We start from the raw sequence: 22,218 nt of genomic DNA, 5'->3' as shown, positions 1-22,218 counted from the left end.
CCGCCCCCCTCTACTCCCCCCTCGCGGTGCGGAACCGGTGCCGCATCTCACCGATGCCCCCGATCCTGCTGACCAGGGTGTCGGCAGGGGTGAGGAAGCGGGGTGGTGTGCGGCGGTTGCCGACCCCTGCCGGGGTGCCGGTGAAGATGAGGTCGCCGGGGCGCAGCGGGCAGATCGCGCTGAGGTGGGCGACCAGTCGCGCCACGGGGAAGATCATGTTGGAGGTGCGGTCGTGCTGGACGACCTTGCCGTTGAGCTCGCAGGTCAGTTCCAGGTCGTCGCGGTCGGTCAGTTCGTCGGTGCTGACCAGCGCGGGCCCGACCGGGCCGAAGCCGGGGAAGGACTTGCCGAGGGAGAACTGCGCCGGGCGGCCGGCGAGTTGCGTGATCCGTTCGGAGAGGTCCTGACCCGCGGTCACCGCGACGACCGGCTCCCAGCCCTTCTCCTCGGGCACCCGGTAGGCCTCGCGGCCGATGACGGCGACCATCTCCAGCTCCCAGTCGACATGGCCGGGCGGCAGTCCGACCGTCGCGTAGGGGCCGGTGAGGCAGCTGGGGAACTTGGTGAAGACCAGCGGCTCGGCCGGTTCCTCGTAGCCCGCCTCGGCGGTGTGCGGACGGTAGTTGAGGGCGACCGCGAAGACCTGCCGCGGCTCGGGCACCGGGTTGAGCAGCGCGGCCGGCTCGTACGGACGGGCCAGGGCGTGGTCGGCCTCCGCCGACCACGCCAGCAGCTCGTCCCAGCGCCTGAACACCGCCCGGGGGTCGGCGAGGAACCGGCCGCCGCTGCCGAGCGCCACGTCGATGACACCGTCCCCGGCCAGCAGGGCGGCGCGTCCGGCGAGATTGACGATCCGCATCCCGTCACACCCACTGCCGGGCGGGGGGCGCCGGGGTTCCGTACGCCTCCTGCCAGGAGACGACGCGGTTGCGCAGGACGCCCAGGCCCTCGATCTCGGCCTCGACGACGTCGCCGGGCCTGAGGTAGTTGGCGAAGGGGTCCCCGGTGCTCGCGGCGACACCGGCGATGGTGCCGGTGGTGATGATGTCCCCCGCGCTGTAGGTCTGCGGTGAGTGGTAGGCGACCAGCTGCGGGATCGACACCGACATCCGCGAGGTGCTGGACTTCTGGCGCACGTCCCCGTTGACCCGCAGCTCCATGTCGAGGTCGTGCGGATCCCCGATCTCGTCGGCGGTGACGATGTACGGGCCGATGGGGCAGAAGGTGTCGATGGCCTTGGAGAAGGAGAACACCCCCGACTCCATCTCCTCGCGCTGGATGTCACGGGCGGTGATGTCGTTGAAGACCAGATACCCGGCGATGTGCTCGACGGCCTGCTCGGCGGAGAAGAACTTGCCGGGCCTGCCGATGACGACGGCCAGTTCGAGTTCGTAGTCCAGCTCCCGGGTCAGGCTCTCCGGGTAGACGATCGCATCCTCGGGACCGATGATCGCGTCCACGTTCTGGAAGAACACGATCCCCTTGTTGACCGGATGCGACCAGTCGACACGGACCAGATCCTCGTGGTGCTCCCGGAAGTTCCCGGCCGTGTGGAAGAACTTCTTGGGCACGATGGGCGCCCGCAGCCGCACACCGGCCAGCGGGAAGCTCCGGCCGGTCTCGGCCACCCGGCCTTCCTGTTCGAAGAACTGACGGGTCGACGGCACGTCGAGCTCGACGACGGTGTCGCCGTCGATGCGCCCCGTGAGCCCCTCGTCAAATGTCACCAGCTTCATCCGACCTCCTTTAACTGTCGACACTCAGCCTGCCGTTAGCCGCTATCCACGTCAAGAGCGAACCAAGTGTGGACACCTCACGTTCGGCAGGAGGTCGCACAACCCGCCGGCGCCCTACGTCACCGTCAGGGTGAGCGCCCCGGTCCAGCTGCCGCCCGGGGCCAGGGCGGTGGCCGTGCCGTCGACCGTCAGGGTCACGGACCGGCCCGACGAGGCGGTGACCGAGGCGTCGGAGGCGATGGTCAGCGCACTCAGGAAGGAGGTGCCGGTCACCGTCCACCCGGCGCCGTTCTCCAGGCTGACGACGACGCCGTTGTTGACCACGGCACTCGCGGTGTTGGTGACCTCGCCGGTCTCCAGGTACTCCGCCGAGGTGATGGTGGAGACGCCGTGCCGGGCCGTGGTCGCGGAGATGACGCCCTCGACATCGGCGTCGTCGAAGGTGAGCACCAGGTTCATCCCCTGCAGGCCCGCGTTGCCGCCGCCCCGGACGGAGTTGTAGAAGTCGCCGGTCAGGGAGATGCCGGTGAAGGTGGCGGTCGCGTCCCCCGAGTGCGCGGTGGTGACGTCCCAGCTGCCGGACCTCGCGACGGTGCCGGTGGGTTCGGTGTACGTGCCGATCGTCTCCGTGCTCCACGGCTTGCCCGTCACCGCGACGCTGCCGGGGCGGTCGGTGTCCATCAGCTGGAACAGCACCCCGTTGCCGGCCTCGATCGTGGCGCCCTGGGAGCCGTCCACCGTGACGGCGGCCGCCGAGGCCTTGGACAGGAAGGTGGTCTTCCCGGTGCTGACCCGGGTCCCGCCGTCGATGGTGACGGCGGCGGCGCCGTACCACATGAAGCCGAACCGCCCGGAGTTCAGGACGCAGGACCGCTCGTCGAGGGCGGCCAGTTCCGAACCGGTGAGCCCCAGTTCGAGGTCCTCGTTGAGTGCGGCGACCGCGTCGGCGGCACTGTCACCGTAGTGGGCGCCGCCGCTCCAGGCGATCAGCACATAGTCGCCGACGTCGAAGCGGGAGCCGAGGATGTGCTCGGTCACGTCGCCGATGGCGTACGAGCCGTAGCCCACCCCGCCGGTGTTGGCGATCCGGCTGTTGACGACGGTCAGGGTGCAGTCGCTGCCGCCGTCGACGGACAGGGCGCCCCAGTTCTGCGAGGAGACCGAGGAGTTGACGAAGGCGGCCCGGGTGTTGGCGCCCAGCAGATTGGTGGCCCGTACATTGCCGGACAGGCCCAGCATCCAGGGCACGGTGATCATGTATCGGGTGTCGCCGGTGGGGACGTACTCCTCGGGCAGCGTGCCGTCGGCGCAGTGGATCGTGGAGTTCTTGACGATCACGTTGGCCGTGGCGTCCGCGATGACGGCGGTACGGACCACGCCCTGGTTGTTGATGGTGGCGCCGTCCAGGACCAGCGTGGTCCCCTCGCCGGTGCCGACCACGGAAGCGCCGTAGCCGACGAAGTCGCAGCGGCCGTTGCCGGTGAAGGCGACCTCGGGCGAGGTGAGGGTGTAGCTGCCGCCGCCGGTGACGTAGACGCCGTTGAAGGCCTCGCCGGTCGAGGTGAGGCTGATGTCCGTGGCGGCGGTGCCGGTGGCCGAGCCGCCCAGGACGTCGGCCAGGACGGACCTGGCGGTGTCGACGCCGTCGGCGTCGATGTAGAGGGCTTGGCGGAAGGGGAAGGTGAGGTCGCTGTACGCGACGTCGTTGGCCCCGGCGACGGTGATGACGACGTCGCCGCTGTAGGTGCCGGCGGCGATCGCGGTGGCCGCTCCGCCGTAGCCGTCGGTGAGCGGGGCCAGGGCGGCACCTGTCTCCACGCCGCCCACGGTCAGGCTGAGGCCGTAGCCGTCGGGGGCGGCGATGGCACCGCCCTCGGCGATGCCGAGGGAGGCGACCGTGGTGGTCTCGGTGATCTCCAGGGTCTCCCCGGCCGCCACCGTGATCTTCTTGCCGGTCGCGGCCCGGGCGGCGGTGGGCACGGTCAGTGCCGGGGCCATCGCGGCGGCGACCGCCACGAGCAGGGCTCGCGGGCGGGCCCGGTAGGTGTACTCACGATCCGTCAGTAACCGAGCCTTGGCATTGACTGTCGACACTTTTGACGCCAACTCGTTCTGGAGGGGTGCCACGGTGAACTCCCTTGGTTGCCGGTGAAATCGCGGAAGCGCCTGAGCAACTCGTGCTCGGCGCCAGCGATTCAAGCGGCTGCCGGGGTCGGGGGAAAGGGGTCTCGCCCTGTGAATCCCCGGTGAGTGTCGACAGGTGGCGCGGTCCGTCGAGGGCGGCACATCAGTCCCGCGGGTGGCCGCACCGTGCCCGGTCGCATGACCTCCCGTAAATCTGCACACCGCACACGCGGCCGTCATAACGCGACCGGCTGCGCACGGGAGGCCGGCGGGCGAACGGGCGCTTTGATCCGGAGTGCCCGGTTCCGCTGTGCCTCGGCAATGCCCCCGATGTGAAGAAACTGGCACCAAGCCGTGGGAACGACGGCACACCAGTGAAACAAGAAATCCGAATCCCATTCGAACAGCAACACGGGTAATTAGCGGCGTGCGCGGCCTGCGTGCTTTGATCCTCCGCAGTGCCGGGCAGTTCCCGAATAACTGTCCGGCACCTTTCGAGAATGCCCACGCTGAAGGGAAGCCCCATCATGAACTTCACCCCCCAGGTCGAGACCCGCGAAATTTCCGACGCCGACCTGGACAACGTCTCCGGCGGCCTCGTCGGCGGCCTCGTGAACACCGCCGAGGGCGTCACCGGCCTGAACACCGCCCCGGTCACCGGCACCGTCGCGGGCGTCGTCGGTACCGTCGAGGGCATCACCGGCCTGAACACCGCGCCGGTCACCGGCATCGTCGTCGGCCTCTGAGACCGAAATGCTCCGTGAGTCCCGGAACCACCCGTTCCGGGACTCACGGCCGCCATTGCGACCAGATGTCCGAATAGTTACGGATGGCTGCGAACAGCCACTAACAGCTCCGAACCGCTACGAATGGTGCCGGGAGAGAGTTCCGTGCAGTTCCGCCAGCAGGCCCTTTCCAGGCTGCAATCACCCGAAGAACTCGATCTCCCGGTGCGTTTCGCCCGCCCGCAGGGTCTGCTCGTGCTGTGCGTCACCATTGCCGTCATGGCCGTCGCCGCATTCTGGGCGGTCACCGGCTCCGTTTCGTCGAAATTGAGCCTCCCCGGAATTCTCACGCACGGGCAGGGCAGTTATATCCTGCAGAGCCCGGTCGCCGGACAGGTCACCCGGGTGCTCGCCGACGAGGGTGAGCGACTGGCCGCGGGCGCCCCCTTGTTCCACCTGCGCACGCGGCAGGGCGTGACCGTCGTCCGCACCGTCGCCGCCGGCCAAGTGACCACCCTGACCGCCTCCATCGGCAGTGTCGTCACCACCGGAGCGGACGTGGCGGCCATCGAGAAGGTCGCCCACCCCGGCGACCCCCTCATCGCCGTGCTGTACGCACCGGCCGGCAGCGCCGCGTCGGTGCCGGTGGGCGCCGTGGTCGAGCTGACCACCGAGTCGGTGACGGCCGAGGGGTACGCCGGCCTGCGCGGCCGGGTGACCTCCGTCGGCCCCGCCTCCAGGACCCGGGCGCAGCTCACCGCCTTCCTCGGCGACAGCCAGCTCGCCGGACAGTTCTCCCGCGACGGCCGGCCCGTCCCGGTCGTGGTGCGGCTGGACGACGCCCCGGCCGCCCGCGCGGCCGGCTCCATGACCCCGGCCACCGGCGCCGTCCACCTGGCCGACCGGCGCCCGATCGATTGGCTGCTCCCGTGACCGCACTCCCCCAGCAGCACGGACACCGCCGCACCGCGCCGCCCGGGCCCGACACGCACCGGCCCGACACGCCCCGGCCCAAGAGGCACCGGCCCAAGAGGCACCGGCCCGGGGGACGCGGGCCCGGGCGGCGCAGACCCAGGACCGTACGCAGCCCCACCGTGCTCCAGATGGAGGCGGTGGAGTGCGGCGCCGCCGCGCTCGCCATGGTGCTCGGGCATCACGGCCGCCATGTCCCGCTGGAGGAACTGCGTATCGCCTGCGGTGTCTCCCGTGACGGGTCCCGGGCCGGCAACCTGCTCAAGGCGGCCCGGGGCTACGGCCTGCGGGCCAAGGGCATGCAGATGGAGACGGCCGCCCTGGCCGAGGTGCGGGCCCCGGCCATCCTGTTCTGGGAGTTCAACCACTACGTCGTCTACGACGGCATGGGGCGGCGCCTCGGCCGGCGCGGGGCGTATGTCAACGACCCCGACAAGGGACGCCGTTTCGTGCCCGCCGAGGACTTCGACACCAGCTTCACCGGCATCGTGCTGACCTTCGAACCCGGTGCGGACTTCCGGCGCGGCGGTCGCCGGCCCGGGGTCCTGGGCGGGCTGCCGGCCCGGCTGCGCGGCACCAGGGGCACCATGCTGGCGGCGCTGCTCGCCAGTCTGCTGCTGGTCGCGGTCGGCGCGGCACTGCCCGCGCTGAGCCGTACATACATCGACCTGTTTCTGATTGATCGTCAGACCTCGCTGCTCGGCGTGCTGTTCACGTCGATGGCGGCCATGGTGGCGCTCACCGCCGCCCTGACCGCGCTCCAGCAGGCGAACCTGCTGCGCGGCCGCATCATCTCCTCCACCCTCGGCAGCGCCCGCTTCCTGCGCCATCTGCTCAGGCTGCCGGTCACCTTCTTCACCCAGCGCAGCCCCGCCGACCTGGTCCAGCGCCTCCAGTCCAACGACGCGGTCGCCGAGACCCTGGCCCGGGACCTGGCCGCCGCCGCGGTGGACGGGGTCGTGGTGGTGCTCTACGCCCTGCTGCTGTGGAGCTACGACCCCCAGCTGACCCTGCTCGGGATCGGGATCGCGCTGCTCAACGTGGTGGCCATGCGGGTGGTGGTACGGCTGCGGGCCACCCGCACCCAGAAGCTGCGGGCCGACACCGCGCGGCTCACCAACACCTCGTACACCGGCCTGCAGCTGATCGAGACGATGAAGGCCACCGGCGGCGAGAACGGCTGGTTCCGGCGGTGGTCGGGCCAGCACGCCGCCACCCTGGAGGAGCAGCAGCGGCTCGGTGTGCCGAGCGCCTGGCTGGCGGTCGTCGCACCCGCGCTGGCCACCCTCAACAGCGCGCTGATCCTGTGGATCGGCGGGCTGCGGGCCGTGGAGGGCCATATCTCGATCGGTCTGCTGGTGGCCTTCCAGTCCCTGGTCACCCGCTTCACCGCACCCGTCACCCGGCTCAACGGGGTGGCCGGCCGGATCCAGGACTTCGCCGCCGACGTGGCCCGGCTCAAGGACGTCGAGAGCTTCCCGGCCGACGCCCTCCACACCCGCCCGCGGCCCGCGGCCGGCACCCGGCGCCTCAAGGGCCACGTCACCCTGGAGAACATCACGTTCGGCTACAGCCCGCTGGACAAGCCGCTGCTGTCCGGCTTCTCGCTGTCCGTCGCGCCCGGCCGCCAGGTGGCGCTGGTCGGCGGCTCCGGCAGCGGCAAGTCGACGGTCTCCCGCCTCATCTCGGGCCTCTACAGCCCCTGGGAGGGCGTGATCCGCATCGACGGGCAGCGCCTGGACGAGATCCCCCGCGGCACACTCGCCGCCTCCGTCTCCTTCGTCGACCAGGACGTCTTCCTCTTCGAGGGCACGGTGCGCGACAACGTCGCCCTGTGGGACCCCTCCATCCCCGACGAGGCGGTGGTCACCGCCCTCCAGGACGCCGCCGTCCACGAGATCGTCATGCGCCGCCCCGGCGGGATCCACAGCCGGGTCGAACAGGACGGCCGCAACTTCTCGGGAGGGCAGCGGCAGCGGCTGGAGATCGCCCGCGCGCTGGTCCGCCGGCCCAGCGTGCTGGTGCTCGACGAGGTGACCAGCGCCCTGGACGCCGAGACCGAACAGACCGTCATCGACAACCTGCGGCGGCGCGGCTGCGCCTGCGTGGTGATCGCCCACCGGCTCAGCACGGTCCGCGACAGCGACGAGATCGTGGTGCTCGACCACGGGTCGGTGGTGGAGCGCGGCCGCCACGAACAACTGGTCGCCGCCGGTGGTCCCTACGCCGACCTGGTCAGGGAGCACTGAGCATCCGTGATCCCCGTCCAGCACACCTCCGTCGACGGCGACCCGGCCGCCGGTGACCCGGTGACCGCCGCTCTCGGCGGCCTCGGCACCCCCGTCGACTGCAGCGGCCCGCGCAGCCTCGGCCTGGAGGGCCCGCACGTCCTGTGGCTGGTCACGGCCGGCGCCCTGGACCTGTTCGCGGTCGACGCCACCGAACAGGGCCACTGGCACTTCCTCGGACGTCTCGAACCCGGCACCCTCCTCCTCGGCCCCGCCGAGGGCCCCCGGCACACCCTGGTCGGGAGGCCGCTGCGGAACTGCCGGCTGCGCCGGATCCCGCTGCGCGAGCTGTACCGTCCCGGGCCCGCCGCCCCCCGGCCGTACCGGACGGACACCCAGGACGTGCCCCTGAGCCTGCTGGAGCAGGCCTTCGCGCTCGGCGTCGGCCGCAGCCGGCAGGTGCTCTACGAGGCCCCGCTGGACGGCCGTACCCCGGACGCGGAGGCGGTGTCCGACGACGACATCCTCTGGCTGCCGGTACCGCCGGGCAGCGTGGCGTACGGCGCCGCGTACTCCGCCGAGGCGGCGGCCGACCTGCTGGTCGACGGCGCGATGTGGCAGAGCATGGTCGACCAGCAGCAGCGGCTGCTGTCCACCCTGGACCGCTGGATCGAACGGCTGGAGCGCGCCCACGAGGACCGGGCGGCGGCCGGTCTCAAGGCGGGCGAAGCCGTGCGCGAGCAGGCGGACCAGGCGCTGCTGGCCTCCATCGCCACGCCCCGCAAGGCCCCTTCCCGTACCGCGGGGACCAGCGACGACACCACATACGCCGTCTGCGCGCTGGTCGCCCGGGCCGGCGGCATCACCCTGGCCCCGCCCTCCCGGGGCGGGGCGGTCAGCGACCGGATCGACCCGGTCGAGCGCATCGCCGTCACCTCGCGCATCCGCACCCGGCCGGTCCGGCTCGACGGGCGCTGGTGGCGGGAGGACGCCGGCCCCCTGGTCGGCCACCGGGCGGCCTCCGGGGCGCCGGTGGCCCTCCTGTGGCGCGGCGGGCGGCATGGCCGGCGCGGCCGGTACGAGGCCGTCAACCCGGCCAGCGGCAGCCGGATCAGGGTCACCTCCGACAACGCCGGGGACCTCGGGCCGCGCGCCGTCATGTTCTACCGGCCGCTGCCGGAGCGGCCGTTGAGCCCGCTGCGGCTGCTGCGCTTCGCCCTGCGCGGCACCGGCGCGGATCTGCGCGACCTGCTGCTGAGCGGCCTGGTGACGGTCGCGCTGGGCGCCCTGGTCCCGATCGCCACCGGCCAGGTGCTCGGCACCTGGGTACCGGCCGCCGAGACCGGGCTCATCGTCGCCTTCTCACTGGCGATCATCGTCACCGGGATCGTCGCCGCCGCCTTCGCCCTGCTGCAAAACCTCACCGTGCTGCGGATCGAGGGCCGCATCGAGGCCACCCTGCAACCCGCCGTCTGGGACCGGCTGCTGCGCCTGCCGACCGCCTTCTTCGCCGAGCGCTCCACCGGCGAACTGGCCGGCGCGGCCATGGGTGTCAGCGCGATCCGCCGGGTGCTGGCGGGGGTCGGCCCGGTCGCCGTCCAGGCGGTCACGGTCGGTGCCGTGAACCTCGCCCTGCTGCTCGTGTACAGCGTCCCGCTGGCGCTGGCGGCCGTCGCCATGCTGCTCGTCATCGCCGCCGTCTTCCTCGCGCTGGGGCTGTGGCAGGTGCGCTGGCAGCGCCGGCTGGTCGAGCTGGGCAACAAACTGAACAACCAGGCCTTCCAGACCCTGCGCGGGCTGCCCAAGCTGCGGGTCGCGGCCGCCGAGAGCTTCGCGTACGCCGCCTGGGCGCGCGAGTTCGCCCGCAGCCGCGAGTTCCAGCAGCGGGCGGGCCGGATCAAGAACCTCACGGCGGTCCTCAACGCGGTCTACCTGCCGCTCTGTCTGCTCATCATGTTCATGCTGCTGGCCGGCCCCGCCCGGGGCTCCCTGACGGCCACCGGCTTCCTCACCTTCAGCACCGCCCTGACCATGCTGCTGACCTCGGTCACCCAGCTCACCGGCGCGCTGGTCTCGGCCGTGGCCGTACTGCCGATGTACGAGCAGCTCAAGCCCGTCCTGCGGGAGGCGCCCGAGGTACGCGGGTCCAGCACCCGGCCCGGCCTGCTCACCGGCGGCATCGAGACCCGCTCCCTGTCCTTCCGGTACACCGGGGACGGCCCACTGGTCCTCGACGACGTGTCACTGCGGGTGCGGCCCGGCGAGTTCGTGGCGATCGTCGGCCCCAGCGGCTGCGGCAAGTCGACCCTGCTGCGCCTGCTCATCGGCTTCGACCGGCCCACCTCCGGCAGCGTCCTGTACGACGGCCAGGATCTCGCCGCCCTCGACCAGGCGGCCGTCCGCCGTCAGTGCGGGGTCGTCCTGCAGAACGCCCAGCCCCTCACCGGCTCCATCCTGGACTGCATCTGCGGCGCCGAGACCTTCACCCAGGACGAGGCCTGGGAGGCCGCAGCCATGGCCGGTCTCGCCGAGGACATCAAGCGGATGCCGATGGGCCTGCACACCATGATCTCCGGCGGCGCCACCATCTCCGGCGGGCAGCGCCAGCGCCTCATGATCGCCCAGGCCGTCGTCCGCCGTCCCCGTGTCCTCTTCCTCGACGAGGCCACCAGCGCCCTGGACAACGAGACCCAGCGCATCGTCATCGAGAGCACCCGCGCCCTGCGCGCCAGCCGCGTCGTGATCGCCCACCGGCTCTCCACGGTCATGGACGCCGACCGGGTGATCGTCATGGACGAGGGCCGCGTCGTCCAGCAGGGCCCCCCGGCGGAACTGCTCGCCGACACCTCGGGCCGCCTGCACGAACTGGTCCGCCGCCAGCTGGGCTGACCCGGCGGCGGGCCGGCAGCACCGGGGAGGCCGCCGTCCGGCCGGGAACCGTGCGGCCCGTACCCGCCCGGGCGGGCGGCCGCGAATCACCTTACCCGGCAACCGATCTGATCGGCCGTCGGGGCGGCAGCGGTTCCGGCACGGTGCCGGGGCGCTGCCGGGGCGCTGCCGGTGGCGGCACCTACCGTGAAGGCATGACCCTCCTGAGCCATGACCGCTACTGCTCCGAGATCGTCGTGCAGACCGACCTGCTGAGATCCCGCGTCGAGGGCGCGGACCTGACGGTCCCGGTGCCCTCCTGCCCCGGCTGGAACGCCGGCCAGCTGCTGCGGCACCTCGGCGGCGCCCAGCGCTGGGCCGAGGAGGCGGTACGGACCCGGACGACGAGCCCGCTCCCCGACTCGCACTTCCGCGATCTGTCCGCCCACACCGACGAGGACCCGGCCGTGGTCGGCCCCTGGCTCGCCGAGGGCGCCGCCGAGCTGGCGAACACCCTGCGCGCCGCCGGGCCGGACGCGAGGCTGTGGACCCCGGTCCCCGGCGGCAGTACCCGGTTCTACGCCCGCCGGTTCACCCATGAGACCGTCATGCACCGGGCCGACGCGACCCTGGCCCTGGGCGCGGAGTTCACCCTCGACGAGGAGATCGCGCTCGACGCCCTCGACGAGTGGATGGAACTGGGCTCGCTGCCCATGCACTTCGACGTCCAGCCCTGGATGCGCGAACTGCTCGGGCCCGGCCACACCCTCCACTTCCACGCCACCGACACCGCGCCGGAGGCCGCGGCGGAGTGGCTGGTCGACCTGACGGGCGACACCATCGTCTGGCGCCGCGCCCACGAGAAGGCCGCGGTCGCCGTGCGCGCGCCGCTCATCGAACTGCTGCTGCTCGTCTACAAGCGGCGCCCCGCCCACGGCGAGGGCGTCGAGATCCTCGGCGACGAGGAGCTGCTCGGCTTCTGGCTGGAGCGGGTCGGCTTCGGGTGACCCCGGGACGCCGCGCCCAAGTCGTCGCGGAAAGCGTGCAACCCCGCGGCCGCCAACGGGGTGAGTAGTGCGGAGAGGGCCCGCTCCGGACCGGTCGCACCGGTTCGGCACGCGATCACAACGACGACAGATCCAGGGACGACGAGGAGCACCATGCATTCCAGGAAGATGTTCACCGCCGCTGTCCTGGCCGCGACGGCCGCCGTCGGCGCGGGCGGGGCGACCTCCGCCACCGCGGCGGCCGGAGCGGACACCTCTGCGATCCAGGTGGTCGGGGCCGGCCAGGTCGTCGACACCGGGCACGGCGTCGACATCCAGCTCAACCGCGCCGACCGCTGCGTGGGCGTACCCGGGGACCGGGCCTGCAAGAGCGTGGTGGACGGCAACCAGCCTCCAGCCGCCGGACACCAGTCGGCCTCCAGACCCGGGGCGACGCCTCCGGCACGATGTACACCCCGCTGTACACCGGCGACGGGCGGCCGGCACGGATGACGGTGACCGCGGGCGGTGTGACGTACGACGTCCAGGTCCTGACCCTGGCCGGGCACCCGGGGTACGCCTCCGGCCATGTGTGGGGTGCCCCCCTCACCGACCCGCCGGGCACCGGGAACCTCCACGTCACGGTGTACGACGCGGCGGGCGGGGTTCTTGCCCGGCTCTGACGTCCCGGCGCTGGGAGTGCCGGCCCGGAGCGGACCGCCGCCCGGGCCGGCGCCCGCGCATGCCCGGGCGGCGAGGGAGCAGCCGTTGCCGTTCGACGCGTACGCCGCCGCCCCGGCCAGGACGACCGGATCGAGGACCGCGCCGTGTTGATGGCCGCGCTGGCCACGCTGCCGCCGCGGCAGCGGGCCGCCGTGGTGCTGCGGTACTGGGAGGACCTGAGCGAGCAGCAGGTCGCCGACATCCTGGGGTGTTCCCCGGGCAATGTGAAGAGCCAGGCCAGCCGGGGGCTGCGCAAGCTGCGCGACCACCCGGCGCTGGCCGACCTGGCCGAGGCAGAGGAGTGACGGGCCGATGAGCAGCCAGCCGTACGACGGGACCGCCGCTCCCCCCGGCCCGCCGCCGACCCCCGAGGAGGACCGCGTCCGGCGCTGCCTCCGAGACGCCGTCGCCGTCGTGGAACCGTCCGCCTGGCCGGCCGACGCCGTCCGGGAACGCGCCCGCAGACGGCTCCGGAACCGGCGGATCGCCACCGTGCTCCCGATGGCCGCCGCCGTGGCGGCCTGCGCCGTGGTCACGGCGGCCGCAACGCACGACCGGGCGTCCGTCGGACCCGCCGCGACCGCGCCGCCCGGCCCCACCGTGCCCGTCGTCCCCACCACGCAGGTGGTCCCGCCCGGCCGGGTCATCGACATCGGCAACGGCGGCCGTATGAAGCTGGAATCCGCCGGACGCTGCCTCGGCTTCGGCGACGGCGCCTGGAACTGCGGGGACGCGGTGAGCGGCCCGGGCGGCGCCGGGACGAGCACGTCGCCGGTGGGCGGCGGCTCGATCGGCACCCGGATCCGCACCGGCCCGAACGGCACGCTGTACACGCCGCTGTACGTCGGCCCGCGGCAACCGGTGCGCATGACCGTCACCGTCGAGGGCCACGTCTACCCCGTGCGGATGGTGACCCTGCCCGGCCACCCCGGCTACACCGCCGGCTACCTGGTCACCCCGCCGGAACCGGCCGCCGGCGCCGCCCGCCGCCTCACGGTCACGGCGTACGACGCGCGGGGCAACGTCCTGGCCACCACCGGCCCCCCGGCCCCGGCCGGGTAACGGCGTCGGGGCCGTCACCCGGCGCCCGGCCGCGCACAGCGGTCGAAGCCGCTGTCGCACCGAGGAGAAGCGCGCCCGTTCCCCGCGGGAGGCGAGGCCGCGGCAGCACCAGGGCGGTGCGGTCCGCGGCGGTCGCCGGGGTGTGTCCTCGGCGGCCCGCCCTGTGCGATGGTGGTCGCGTGATCCTGGAAGACCTCGTCCGGCTGCGCCGGGCCCGTGACCTGATGGACCGCGACTACGCCAACCCGCTCGACGTCGCGGCGCTGGCACGCGTCGCCCTCATGTCACCGGGCCACTTCTCCCGCAGCTTCCGCGCCGCCTTCGGGGAGACGCCGTACAGCTACCTGATGACGCGCCGGATCGAGCGGGCCAAGGCGCTGCTGCGGCGCGGTGACCTCACGGTGACGGAGGTCTGCTTCGCGGTCGGCTGCACCTCGCTGGGGTCGTTCAGCTCGCGGTTCACCGAGCTCGTCGGCGAGAGCCCCAGTGCCTACCGGGCCCGCCGCCACGAGGACGGCGCCGCGATCCCCGCCTGCATCGCCAAGATCCACACGCGACCGGTCAGGAATGGAGAAGCGCGATCCGCCCCCGCCTCGTAGCGTCGAGGGCATGGATATCAAGCTCGCACAGTGCTTCATCGCGGTCGACGACCATGACAGGGCGCTCGCCTTCTACCGCGACGTCCTCGGCCTGGAGGTACGCAATGACGTGGGGTTCGAGGGGATGCGCTGGGTGACCGTCGGCTCACCCGCGCAACCGGACGTGGAGATCGTCCTCGAACCGCCGCTCGCCAACCCCAACGCCTCGGCGGCCGACAAGCAGGCGATGGCGGAACTGCTGGCCAAGGGCATGCTGCGCGGCGTGATCTTCTCCACCGACGACTGCGACGGCACCTTCGAACGCATCCGGGCCGCCGGCGCGGAGGTGTTGCAGGAGCCGATCGACCAGCCGTACGGCGTCCGCGACTGCGCCTTCCGCGATCCGGCGGGCAACATGCTCCGCTTCACCCAGCCCCTCAAGCGGTAACGGCCCCCTGCCGGAGCGGCGTGGATACCTTGGTCCTCGCGCCCCCGCCCTGCCGACACCCCGAACCAGGCGACGCCGACAGAGACCGCGAAGGCGGCCCCGCGTAACAGATGGAGACACGATGAGCATGGCCACGAGGACGGACACGCAGTCGCCCGCATCGCACATCGCCGACAGCCACGACCTGATCCGCGTGCACGGCGCCCGCGTGAACAACCTCAAGGACGTCAGCATCGAGATCCCGAAGCGCCGGCTGACGGTGTTCACCGGTGTCTCGGGCTCGGGCAAGAGCTCGCTGGTGTTCGGCACGATCGCCGCGGAGTCGCAGCGGCTGATCAACGAGACGTACAGCGCCTTCGTACAGGGCTTCATGCCGACGCTGGCCCGCCCCGAGGTCGACGTACTCGACGGGCTGACGACCGTGATCACCGTCGACCAGCAGCGACTTGGCACCGACCCCCGCTCCACGGTCGGCACCGCCACCGACGCCCACGCGATGCTGCGGATCCTCTTCAGCCGGCTGGCCGAGCCGCACATCGGCCCGCCCAGCGCGTTCTCCTTCAACGTCGCCTCGGTCCGGGCGAGCGGCGGGATCACCGTCGACCGCGGTGCCGACAGGACCAGGACCGTGAAGGCGACCTTCAACCGCACCGGCGGCATGTGTACGCGCTGCGAAGGCCGGGGCACCGTCTCCGACATCGACCTCACCCAGCTCTACGACGACTCCAAGTCGATCGCCGAGGGCGCGTTCACCATCCCCGGCTGGAAGTCCGACAGCTTCTGGACCGTCCGGGTCTACGCCGAGTCGGGCCTCCTCGACCCGGACAAGCCGATCCGTAAGTACACCAAGAAGGAGATGCACGACTTCCTCTACCGGGAGCCGACCAAGGTGAAGGTCGAGGGCGTCAACCTCACCTACGAGGGGCTGATCCCGAAGATCCAGAAGTCGATGCTGTCCAAGGACAAGGAGGCCCTCCAGCCGCACATCCGGGCGTTCGTGGAACGGGCCGTCACCTTCGCCACCTGCCCCGAGTGCGACGGAACCCGGCTCAGCGAGGCGGCCCGGTCGGCGCGGATCGGCAAACTCAACATCGCCGAGGCCTGCGCGATGGAGATCCGTGACCTGGCCGAATGGGTCCGCGGCCTCGACGAACCGTCCGTCGCGCCGCTGCTGGACGCACTGCGGCAGTCCCTCGACTCGTTCGTGGAGATCGGCCTCGGCTATCTCTCGCTCGACCGGTCGTCGGGCACGCTGTCGGGCGGCGAGGCGCAGCGCGTCAAGATGATCCGCCACCTCGGTTCCTCGCTCACCGACACCACCTACGTCTTCGACGAGCCCACCATCGGCCTGCACCCCCATGACATCAGCCGGATGAACGACCTGCTGCTGCGGCTGCGGGACAAGGGCAACACGGTCCTCGTCGTGGAACACAAGCCGGAGACGATCGCGATCGCCGACCACGTCGTGGACCTCGGCCCCGGCGCCGGTACGGGGGGCGGCACCGTCTGCTTCGAGGGCACCGTCGAGGGGCTGCGGGCAGCCGGCACCATCACCGGCCGCCATTTCGACGACCGGGCCGCTCTCAAGGAGACGGTGCGGACGCCGACCGGCACGCTGGAGATCCGCGGCGCGACGACGCACAACCTGCGCGATGTCGACGTCGACATCCCGCTCGGGGTGCTCACCGTGGTCACCGGCGTCGCCGGCTCCGGCAAGAGTTCGCTGATCCAGGGCTCGGTGGCCGGGCGGGACGGCGTGGTGACGGTGGACCAGGGAGCCATCAAGGGTTCCCGGCGCAGCAACCCGGCGACGTACACCGGACTGCTCGACCCGATCCGCAAGGCGTTCGCGAAGGCCAATGGCGTGAAGCCGGCGCTGTTCAGCGCCAACTCCGAGGGCGCCTGCCCCACGTGCAACGGCGCGGGCGTCGTCTACACCGACCTGGCGATGATGGCCGGCGTCGCCACCGTCTGCGAGGAGTGCGAGGGTAAGCGGTTCCAGGCAGCGGTGCTGGAGTACCACTTCGGCGGCCGCGACATCAGCGAGGTGCTCGCGATGTCGGTGACCGAGGCCGAGGAGTTCTTCGGCGCCGGCGAGGCCCGCACGCCGGCCGCGCACGCCATCCTCGGCCGGCTCGCCGATGTCGGGCTCGGCTACCTCAGCCTCGGCCAGCCGCTCACCACGCTGTCCGGCGGCGAGCGGCAGCGGCTCAAGCTGGCCACCCACATGGCCGAGAAGGGCGGCGTCTACGTCCTCGACGAGCCGACCGCCGGCCTGCACCTCGCCGACGTCGAGCAACTGCTCGGCCTGCTCGACCGGATCGTGGACTCCGGCAAGTCGGTCATCGTCGTCGAGCACCACCAGGCGGTCATGGCGCACGCCGACTGGATCATCGACCTCGGCCCCGGCGCCGGCCATGACGGCGGCCGGATCGTCTTCGAGGGCACCCCCGCCGACCTCGTCGCCGCCCGCTCCACCCTCACCGGCCAACACCTCGCCGCCTACGTCGGCCCCTGACCGGGGTGCCGGCTGGTGGTCACCGAGGCCGCCAAGTCCACCGTCAGCACCTACGAGATCGGCGCCGACGGCACGCTCGGCACCATCACGGCCTCCGTACCCAACGGCCAGAACACCCTGTGCCGGCCGGCGACGGCGGGCGACACCCTCATCGGCTCCAGCCCCGGCAACTCCGCGCTGACCGCCTACGCCCTCGATCCCGACGGCAAGGTCACCGTCACCGCCGAGCAGGCCGTCCCGCCGTCCCCCGACTCCCGGGGCCCCATCGACATGGCTCCGACCCCCGACGGCCGGTTCCTCTACGTCCAGAACGCCCTCTCCGGCACCGTCGACGGCTTCGCCGTGGGCACCGACGGCACACTGACCCCGGTCACCAGCACCGACGACGGCCTCCCCGCCTTCGACACCACGGGCGGCCAGGGCGGCATGGAAGGCATCGCGGCCTCCTGAACACGAGGCGAACGCCGGGCAGACCGAGCGCCCGAGGACCCGCCGGGTATCCCTGGCGGGGGCGGACCTGATCGGCCTCGGTGTCCTAGCTCAGACACCAGCCGCAAAGTAGGTCGTGGGTAGCGGGACGAGTCCCGTTTCCCTGTCCTGGGCGCCGTCGTTGGTCTGATCGAGTGATCGAGGCCAAAGGGGTGGGCGTGCTGCAAGAGTGGTCGCCAGAGGAGCTGTTGGCGAACTGGACGCTGGTAGACGGCGACTGGGACCTGGTAGCGAACAAGAGCGGGGCGACCCGGCTCGGCTTCAGCCTGTTGCTGAAGTTCTTCGAACTAAAAGGCCAGTCCCCCGATGTGCTGGAAGAGGTCCCGCCGGCCGCGGTGGAGTACGTCGCCGATCTGGTGAAGGTTCCGGCCACCGACTTCGCGAAGTACATGCTGGTCGGCCGGACTGCCGAGTACCACCGCAAGCAGATCCGCGAGGCCCTGGGGTTCCGACCGTCGACGGTCGCGGACGAGAAGGCGCTGGCCGAGTGGCTTGCCGTGGAAGTCTGTCCGGTCGAGCTAGTGGAGGACCGGCAGCGCGAGGCTCTGCTGGTGGAGTGCCGGGCCCGGAAGATCGAGCCGCCGGGCCGGACCCGGGCCGAGAAGGTACTCGTCGCGGCGCGGGGCAAGTGGGAGAAGACGTTCTGCGCCCGCACGATCGGCCGCCTGGGCAAGGCGGGCACGGCCCGGCTGCTGTCCCTGGTGGCCGAGGACAACGAGGCGGGTACCGCCCTGCTGGCCGCGCTCAAGCGCGACCCGGGCGCGGTGGGCCTGGACTCTCTGCTGACGGAGATCACCAAGCTCAACGACGTGCGCAAGCTTGGGCTGCCCGACGGGTTGTTCGCGGACTGCTCGGAGAAGCTGGTGGCCGCCTGGCGGGCACGGGCGATCAAGATGTACCCCTCGGACTTCCGCGACACCAGCGAGGACGTACGGATCACCCTGCTTGCGGCGCTGTGCTCGTCCCGGCAGGCGGAGATTACCGACGCCCTGGTCGATCTGTTGGTCGCCCTGGTCCACAAGATCAACGCTCGTGCCGAGCGGCGAGTGGAGAAGCAGCTCACCGCCGAGTTGAAGAAGGTTCGCGGCAAGGAGGGCATCCTCTTCAAGCTCGCGTCGGCCGCCGTCGACAAGCCCGACGAGGTCGTCCGCCGGGCCCTGTTCCCGGTGGTCGGGGAGAAGACGCTGCGTGAGCTGGTGGCCGAGGCGAAGGCGAACGAGAAGGTTTTCAAGGCCAAGGTCCGCACCACCCTGCGCTCCTCCTACAGCTCGTACTACCGGCAGATGCTGCCTCCGCTGCTGAACACCCTCGGCTTCAGGTGCAACAACACCGCCTACCGGCCGGTGATGGACGCGATGAAGCTGTTGAAGAAGTACGCCGATGTCGACGGCAAGACCCGCTTCTACGACGCCGGCGACGAAGTGCCCATGGACGGCGTGGTGCGCAAGGACTGGCGCGAGGCGGTCGTCGATGACAAGGGCAAGGTCGAGCGCATCCCGTACGAGCTGTGCGTCCTGGTCGCGCTGCGGGACGCGGTCCGCCGCCGCGAGATCTACGTTGAGGGTGCGGCCCGCTGGCGAAACCCGGAGGACGACCTGCCCGGCGACTTCGAGGCCACCCGTGCCGTTCACTACGCCGCGATCCGCCAGCCGCTGAACCCGAGGGCGTTCATCGCGGACCTGAAGAAGCGCATGACTGCGGGCCTGGACCGCTTCTCCGCCTCGCTCGCGGATGGTTCGGCGGGCGGGGTGAAGGTCACCACCCGCAAGGGCGAGCCGTGGATCACCGTTCCGAAGCTGGAGCCGCTGGCCGAGCCCACCGGCTTGGCGGCCCTCAAGGCGGAGGTCGCACGCCGCTGGGGCGTCCTGGACCTCCTGGACGTGTTGAAGAACGCCGACTTCCTGACCGGCTTCACCGAGGAGTTCTCCTCGGTGGCCGCGTACGAGCGCATCGAGCGTGACGTCCTCCAGCGCCGCCTGCTGCTGGCCCTCTTCGCGCTGGGCACGAATATGGGCATCCGCGCGATCGTGGCGACCGGCGAGCACGGCGAGAGTGAGGCAGCGCTGCGACACGTCCGGCGGCACTTCCATCACCGTCGACAACCTCCGGGCCGCCGTCACCAGGCTGGTGAACTCCACCTTCGCCGCCCGAGACACCGCATGGTGGGGCCGCGGCACCGCGTGCGCGTCGGACTCGAAGAAGTTCGGGTCCTGGTCCTCGAACTTCATGACCGAGTACCACGCCCGCTACGGTGGCAACGGCGTGATGATCTACTGGCACGTCGAGCGGAAGAACGTCTGCATCTACTCGCAGCTCAAGAGCTGTTCGTCGTCCAAGGTCGCCGCGATGATCGAGGGCCTGCTGCGGCACTGCACCGACGCCGAGATCGAGTCGAACTACGTCGACACCCACGGTGCGAGCGTCGTCGGGTTCGCCTTCACCGAACTGCTCAACTTCCGCCTGCTGCCGCGGCTGAAGAACATCGGCAGCATCCGCCTGTACCGCCCGGACGACGCCCCGCCCGGCTGGCCCGCGCTCGGCGCCTCGCTGACGAGGCCGATCCGCTGGGAACTGATCGAGCAGCAATACGACCAGATGGTCAAGTACGCCACCGCGCTCCGGCTCGGGACCGCCGAGGCCGAGCAGGTGCTGCGGCGCTTCACCCGCGGCGGCCCCAAGCACCCCACCTACCAGGCCCTCGAAGAACTCGGCCGCGCGGTGCGCACGAACTTCGCCTGCGACTACCTCGCCAGCTCCGGCCTGCGCCGCGAGATCCACGGCAGGCTCCAGGTCGTCGAAGACTGGAACAGCGCGAACACCGTGCTCCACTACGGCAAGGACGGTGCCCTGACCGGCCCGGACAAGGAGCACGCCGAAACTTCGATGCTCGCCCTGCACCTGCTCCAGTCCGCGCTCGTGCACGTCAATACCCTGCTGGTGCAGCAGGTCCTGGCCGAACCGGCCTGGGCGAAAAAGCTCAGCGGCGAGGACCGGCGCGGCCTGACCGCGCTGTTCTGGTCGAACGTCAATCCGTACGGCACCTTCCGCCTGGACATGGACAAGCGCCTGGACCTGGGGCCGGCTGCTGCCCTGCCCCGCCCCCGAACCCCGGCGGACGCCGACCGGTCGGCCACGGAGACGCGATAAGCGACGTCATCGCCAGCTCCCAGCACTGCGTGGCTGACCTGAGGCCAGCCAGTGTCCAAGGGGGCGCGGCCAACGTTCACCTGACGGCCGCGTCCGGGCCAGGGGCTCGCGGCGGGCGCTCGCTCTGTGGCAGACCGTCGACGACCAGGTCGTAGGAGTGCTCGACCGCATCGTTGATCAGCCGCTTCGTGATGCCCCGCCCGGGCCCCAGCGAGATCCAGTGCCTCTTGTCGAGATAGCGGCCCGGGGTGATCGAGGCGTAGCCGCGCTCCAGTGCCCGCGCGTGCTCGGGCTCGCACTTGACCGTGATGATCTGTTCGTCCGGGTCGTCGGTGACGATCAGGAACACCTTGTCCGCGACCTTGTACACGTCGAGTCCGGGGGTGAAGGGGCGGCCGTGGCTGACGTCGGGGAGGGCGAGGGCCGCCTGGCGGCCGGTGTCCTGGAGGCGGTCACCGGCCGGGCTCACCGAGCCGCCCGCGTGCTGGTGCCGTAGGTGTGCGGGTCGACGGGCTGCTCGGCGGCGAGAATGGGACGCGGGTCTGTCACCGGTGCTGTGTGGTGCGCAGCTCGTCGGTGAACCGGGCGAGGGCCTCCTCGGCCGTGGGGACGGGGCCGAACAGCTGCTCCTGGCGGCGGGGGTCGGCGACGTAGCGTCCGGTCTCGAACCAGCGGAACATCGCGGCCATGTCCTTGATCAGGGGCATGAAGCGGCCGGCGACGGCTCCTGCGGCGCGGGCGACGGCGGACGGGACGGCCCACACCTTGATCTTCTTTCCGGCCCGGCTGCCCATCACGTCGGCGACCTCGCGCATGCTGACCGGACGGTCCCAACCGATGTCGATCCGCTCACCGGCCTCGGCCTCGGCGTCGACCGCGGCTGCCAGGTACGCCGCGAGATCGGAGGTGTGGACGAAGGTCAGCGGGACGGTGGCCTTGCCGATCCACACCATGCGGCCCTTGTCGACCGGGTCGCCCGCCATGCTCGCGACCTGGTCGAGGAACGCCCCCGGGCGCAGGGCGAGGAAGGGGACGCCGAGCTGTTCGAGCTTGTCCTCGGCGAGCTTCTTGTGCCAGAAGTGCGGGACATCGGGCGTCTGGTCGCTGGTGAGGATGCTGGTCAGGACGAACCGCCGGATGCCGGTGCGGTGGGCGGCCTCGGCGAGGTTGGCGTTGCCGATGGTGTCGATGTCGTTGGCGTTCTTGCCGCCGCGGGTGTAGCCGGCGGCGGTGGTGATGACGGCGTCGGCGCCGTTCATGGCTGCCACGAGCGAGTCGACGTTGAGCATGTCGCCGCGGGCGATCTGAACGCCCCGGCTTTCGAGCCGGCCGGCGTCGCTGGCCGGCCTCACCAGGGCGCGGACGTTCTTGCCGCGCGCCAGGAGTTCGTCGACGACCTTGCTCCCCAGGGAGCCGGTCGCCCCGACGACGAGGACCGGGAGGATCGTTGAGTCGGTGGCAGGCATGAGGGTCTCACTTTCCGTCAGGTGATCAGCGAGGGGCTTGGTGAGCGGGGGAGAGGTGGCTGCAGAGATAGGCGCCTGCGTGCCGGAGGACTAATGGTGGCGGGCCGTGGGGGCGGATCCGCAGTGCGCCTCGCCGCTGGAACGTGCC

At 71.4% G+C, this 22,218-nt stretch carries 18 protein-coding genes and 2 pseudogenes; 15 read left to right on the top strand and 5 right to left on the bottom strand.

The window, feature by feature from the left end:
• Positions 1 to 10: 10 nt before the first annotated feature.
• The 3 genes from RWE79_RS32505 to RWE79_RS32495 form a co-directional block, all read right to left on the bottom strand.
• Positions 11 to 859, bottom strand: a complete 849-nt coding sequence (locus RWE79_RS32505) for a fumarylacetoacetate hydrolase family protein (protein WP_475943654.1) — start codon at positions 857 to 859, stop codon at positions 11 to 13.
• 4 nt (positions 860 to 863) lie between these two features.
• Entirely contained in the window at positions 864 to 1,736 is an 873-nt protein-coding gene (locus tag RWE79_RS32500) for a fumarylacetoacetate hydrolase family protein (RefSeq protein ID WP_475943653.1), read from the bottom strand.
• Positions 1,737 to 1,850: 114 nt separating this feature from the next.
• Positions 1,851 to 3,830, bottom strand: a complete 1,980-nt coding sequence (locus RWE79_RS32495) for an autotransporter outer membrane beta-barrel domain-containing protein (protein ID WP_475943652.1) — start codon at positions 3,828 to 3,830, stop codon at positions 1,851 to 1,853.
• Positions 3,831 to 4,387: 557 nt separating this feature from the next.
• Here RWE79_RS32495 and RWE79_RS32490 point away from each other — a divergent pair.
• The 15 genes and pseudogenes from RWE79_RS32490 to RWE79_RS32420 all read left to right on the top strand — a co-directional run bounded on the left by RWE79_RS32490 (position 4,388) and on the right by RWE79_RS32420 (position 20,604).
• Entirely contained in the window at positions 4,388 to 4,606 is a 219-nt protein-coding gene (locus RWE79_RS32490) for a type A2 lantipeptide (RefSeq protein ID WP_475943651.1), read from the top strand.
• Positions 4,607 to 4,750: 144 nt separating this feature from the next.
• Positions 4,751 to 5,518 carry an HlyD family secretion protein gene (locus RWE79_RS32485; RefSeq protein WP_475943650.1) on the top strand — a complete coding sequence of 256 codons (768 nt, stop codon included), beginning with the start codon at positions 4,751 to 4,753 and terminating at the stop codon, positions 5,516 to 5,518.
• A 161-nt stretch (positions 5,519 to 5,679) separates the two neighbouring features.
• On the top strand, positions 5,680 to 7,806 hold the full coding sequence (locus tag RWE79_RS32480) for an NHLP family bacteriocin export ABC transporter peptidase/permease/ATPase subunit (RefSeq protein WP_475943649.1): 2,127 nt from the start codon (positions 5,680 to 5,682) through the stop codon (positions 7,804 to 7,806).
• 6 nt (positions 7,807 to 7,812) lie between these two features.
• A complete protein-coding gene (locus tag RWE79_RS32475; protein ID WP_475943648.1) occupies positions 7,813 to 10,674 on the top strand; it encodes an NHLP bacteriocin export ABC transporter permease/ATPase subunit in 2,862 nt (953 codons plus the stop codon).
• Between the two features lie 194 nt (positions 10,675 to 10,868).
• Positions 10,869 to 11,660 carry a maleylpyruvate isomerase family mycothiol-dependent enzyme gene (locus tag RWE79_RS32470; RefSeq protein WP_475943647.1) on the top strand — a complete coding sequence of 264 codons (792 nt, stop codon included), beginning with the start codon at positions 10,869 to 10,871 and terminating at the stop codon, positions 11,658 to 11,660.
• Between the two features lie 153 nt (positions 11,661 to 11,813).
• The gene (locus RWE79_RS32465; protein WP_475943646.1) at positions 11,814 to 12,152 is read left to right on the top strand and encodes a hypothetical protein; all 339 of its coding nucleotides are present in this window, start codon (positions 11,814 to 11,816) and stop codon (positions 12,150 to 12,152) included.
• Positions 12,149 to 12,322 carry a hypothetical protein gene (locus tag RWE79_RS32460; protein WP_475943645.1) on the top strand — a complete coding sequence of 58 codons (174 nt, stop codon included), beginning with the start codon at positions 12,149 to 12,151 and terminating at the stop codon, positions 12,320 to 12,322. Before RWE79_RS32465 ends, RWE79_RS32460 begins: the two co-directional genes overlap by 4 nt.
• Before the next feature lie 144 nt (positions 12,323 to 12,466).
• Positions 12,467 to 12,667 (top strand): annotated as a pseudogene (locus RWE79_RS32455) (sigma-70 family RNA polymerase sigma factor); the annotation flags it as partial.
• 7 nt (positions 12,668 to 12,674) lie between these two features.
• The gene (locus tag RWE79_RS32450) at positions 12,675 to 13,424 is read left to right on the top strand and encodes a hypothetical protein (RefSeq protein ID WP_475943644.1); all 750 of its coding nucleotides are present in this window, start codon (positions 12,675 to 12,677) and stop codon (positions 13,422 to 13,424) included.
• A gap of 179 nt (positions 13,425 to 13,603) precedes the next feature.
• On the top strand, positions 13,604 to 14,023 hold the full coding sequence (locus tag RWE79_RS32445) for a helix-turn-helix domain-containing protein (RefSeq protein ID WP_475943643.1): 420 nt from the start codon (positions 13,604 to 13,606) through the stop codon (positions 14,021 to 14,023).
• A 10-nt stretch (positions 14,024 to 14,033) separates the two neighbouring features.
• The gene (locus RWE79_RS32440) at positions 14,034 to 14,450 is read left to right on the top strand and encodes a VOC family protein (protein ID WP_475943642.1); all 417 of its coding nucleotides are present in this window, start codon (positions 14,034 to 14,036) and stop codon (positions 14,448 to 14,450) included.
• Between the two features lie 121 nt (positions 14,451 to 14,571).
• Positions 14,572 to 16,968: an ATP-binding cassette domain-containing protein gene (locus RWE79_RS32435; protein WP_475943641.1), complete on the top strand. Its 2,397-nt coding sequence runs from the start codon at positions 14,572 to 14,574 to the stop codon at positions 16,966 to 16,968.
• A 15-nt stretch (positions 16,969 to 16,983) separates the two neighbouring features.
• A complete protein-coding gene (locus RWE79_RS32430; RefSeq protein ID WP_475943640.1) occupies positions 16,984 to 17,418 on the top strand; it encodes a beta-propeller fold lactonase family protein in 435 nt (144 codons plus the stop codon).
• A 173-nt stretch (positions 17,419 to 17,591) separates the two neighbouring features.
• Positions 17,592 to 19,493: pseudogene (locus tag RWE79_RS32425) on the top strand (DUF4158 domain-containing protein); the annotation flags it as partial.
• On the top strand, positions 19,414 to 20,604 hold the full coding sequence (locus RWE79_RS32420; RefSeq protein ID WP_475943639.1) for a Tn3 family transposase: 1,191 nt from the start codon (positions 19,414 to 19,416) through the stop codon (positions 20,602 to 20,604). The pseudogene RWE79_RS32425 and the gene RWE79_RS32420, both read left to right, overlap by 80 nt.
• A gap of 76 nt (positions 20,605 to 20,680) precedes the next feature.
• Here the strand turns inward: RWE79_RS32420 and RWE79_RS32415 are convergent, their stop codons facing one another.
• On the bottom strand, positions 20,681 to 21,073 hold the full coding sequence (locus RWE79_RS32415) for an MmcQ/YjbR family DNA-binding protein (protein ID WP_475943638.1): 393 nt from the start codon (positions 21,071 to 21,073) through the stop codon (positions 20,681 to 20,683).
• 76 nt (positions 21,074 to 21,149) lie between these two features.
• On the bottom strand, positions 21,150 to 22,070 hold the full coding sequence (locus RWE79_RS32410; RefSeq protein WP_475943637.1) for an SDR family oxidoreductase: 921 nt from the start codon (positions 22,068 to 22,070) through the stop codon (positions 21,150 to 21,152).
• Positions 22,071 to 22,218: the final 148 nt, after the last annotated feature.

The sequence above is a fragment of the Streptomyces sp. RLA131 genome, assembly GCF_056270125.1.
This window is presented reverse-complemented; position numbering and strand designations above follow the sequence as displayed.

Coding starts and splice junctions, on each gene's coding strand:
- RWE79_RS32505 (WP_475943654.1), bottom strand. CDS start 859: ATGCGGATCGTCAATCTCGCCGGACGCGCCGCCCTGCTGGCCGGGGAC.
- RWE79_RS32500 (WP_475943653.1), bottom strand. CDS start 1,736: ATGAAGCTGGTGACATTTGACGAGGGGCTCACGGGGCGCATCGACGGC.
- RWE79_RS32490 (WP_475943651.1), top strand. CDS start 4,388: ATGAACTTCACCCCCCAGGTCGAGACCCGCGAAATTTCCGACGCCGAC.
- RWE79_RS32470 (WP_475943647.1), top strand. CDS start 10,869: ATGACCCTCCTGAGCCATGACCGCTACTGCTCCGAGATCGTCGTGCAG.
- RWE79_RS32465 (WP_475943646.1), top strand. CDS start 11,814: ATGCATTCCAGGAAGATGTTCACCGCCGCTGTCCTGGCCGCGACGGCC.
- RWE79_RS32460 (WP_475943645.1), top strand. CDS start 12,149: ATGACGGTGACCGCGGGCGGTGTGACGTACGACGTCCAGGTCCTGACC.
- RWE79_RS32450 (WP_475943644.1), top strand. CDS start 12,675: ATGAGCAGCCAGCCGTACGACGGGACCGCCGCTCCCCCCGGCCCGCCG.
- RWE79_RS32440 (WP_475943642.1), top strand. CDS start 14,034: ATGGATATCAAGCTCGCACAGTGCTTCATCGCGGTCGACGACCATGAC.
- RWE79_RS32435 (WP_475943641.1), top strand. CDS start 14,572: ATGAGCATGGCCACGAGGACGGACACGCAGTCGCCCGCATCGCACATC.
- RWE79_RS32410 (WP_475943637.1), bottom strand. CDS start 22,070: ATGCCTGCCACCGACTCAACGATCCTCCCGGTCCTCGTCGTCGGGGCG.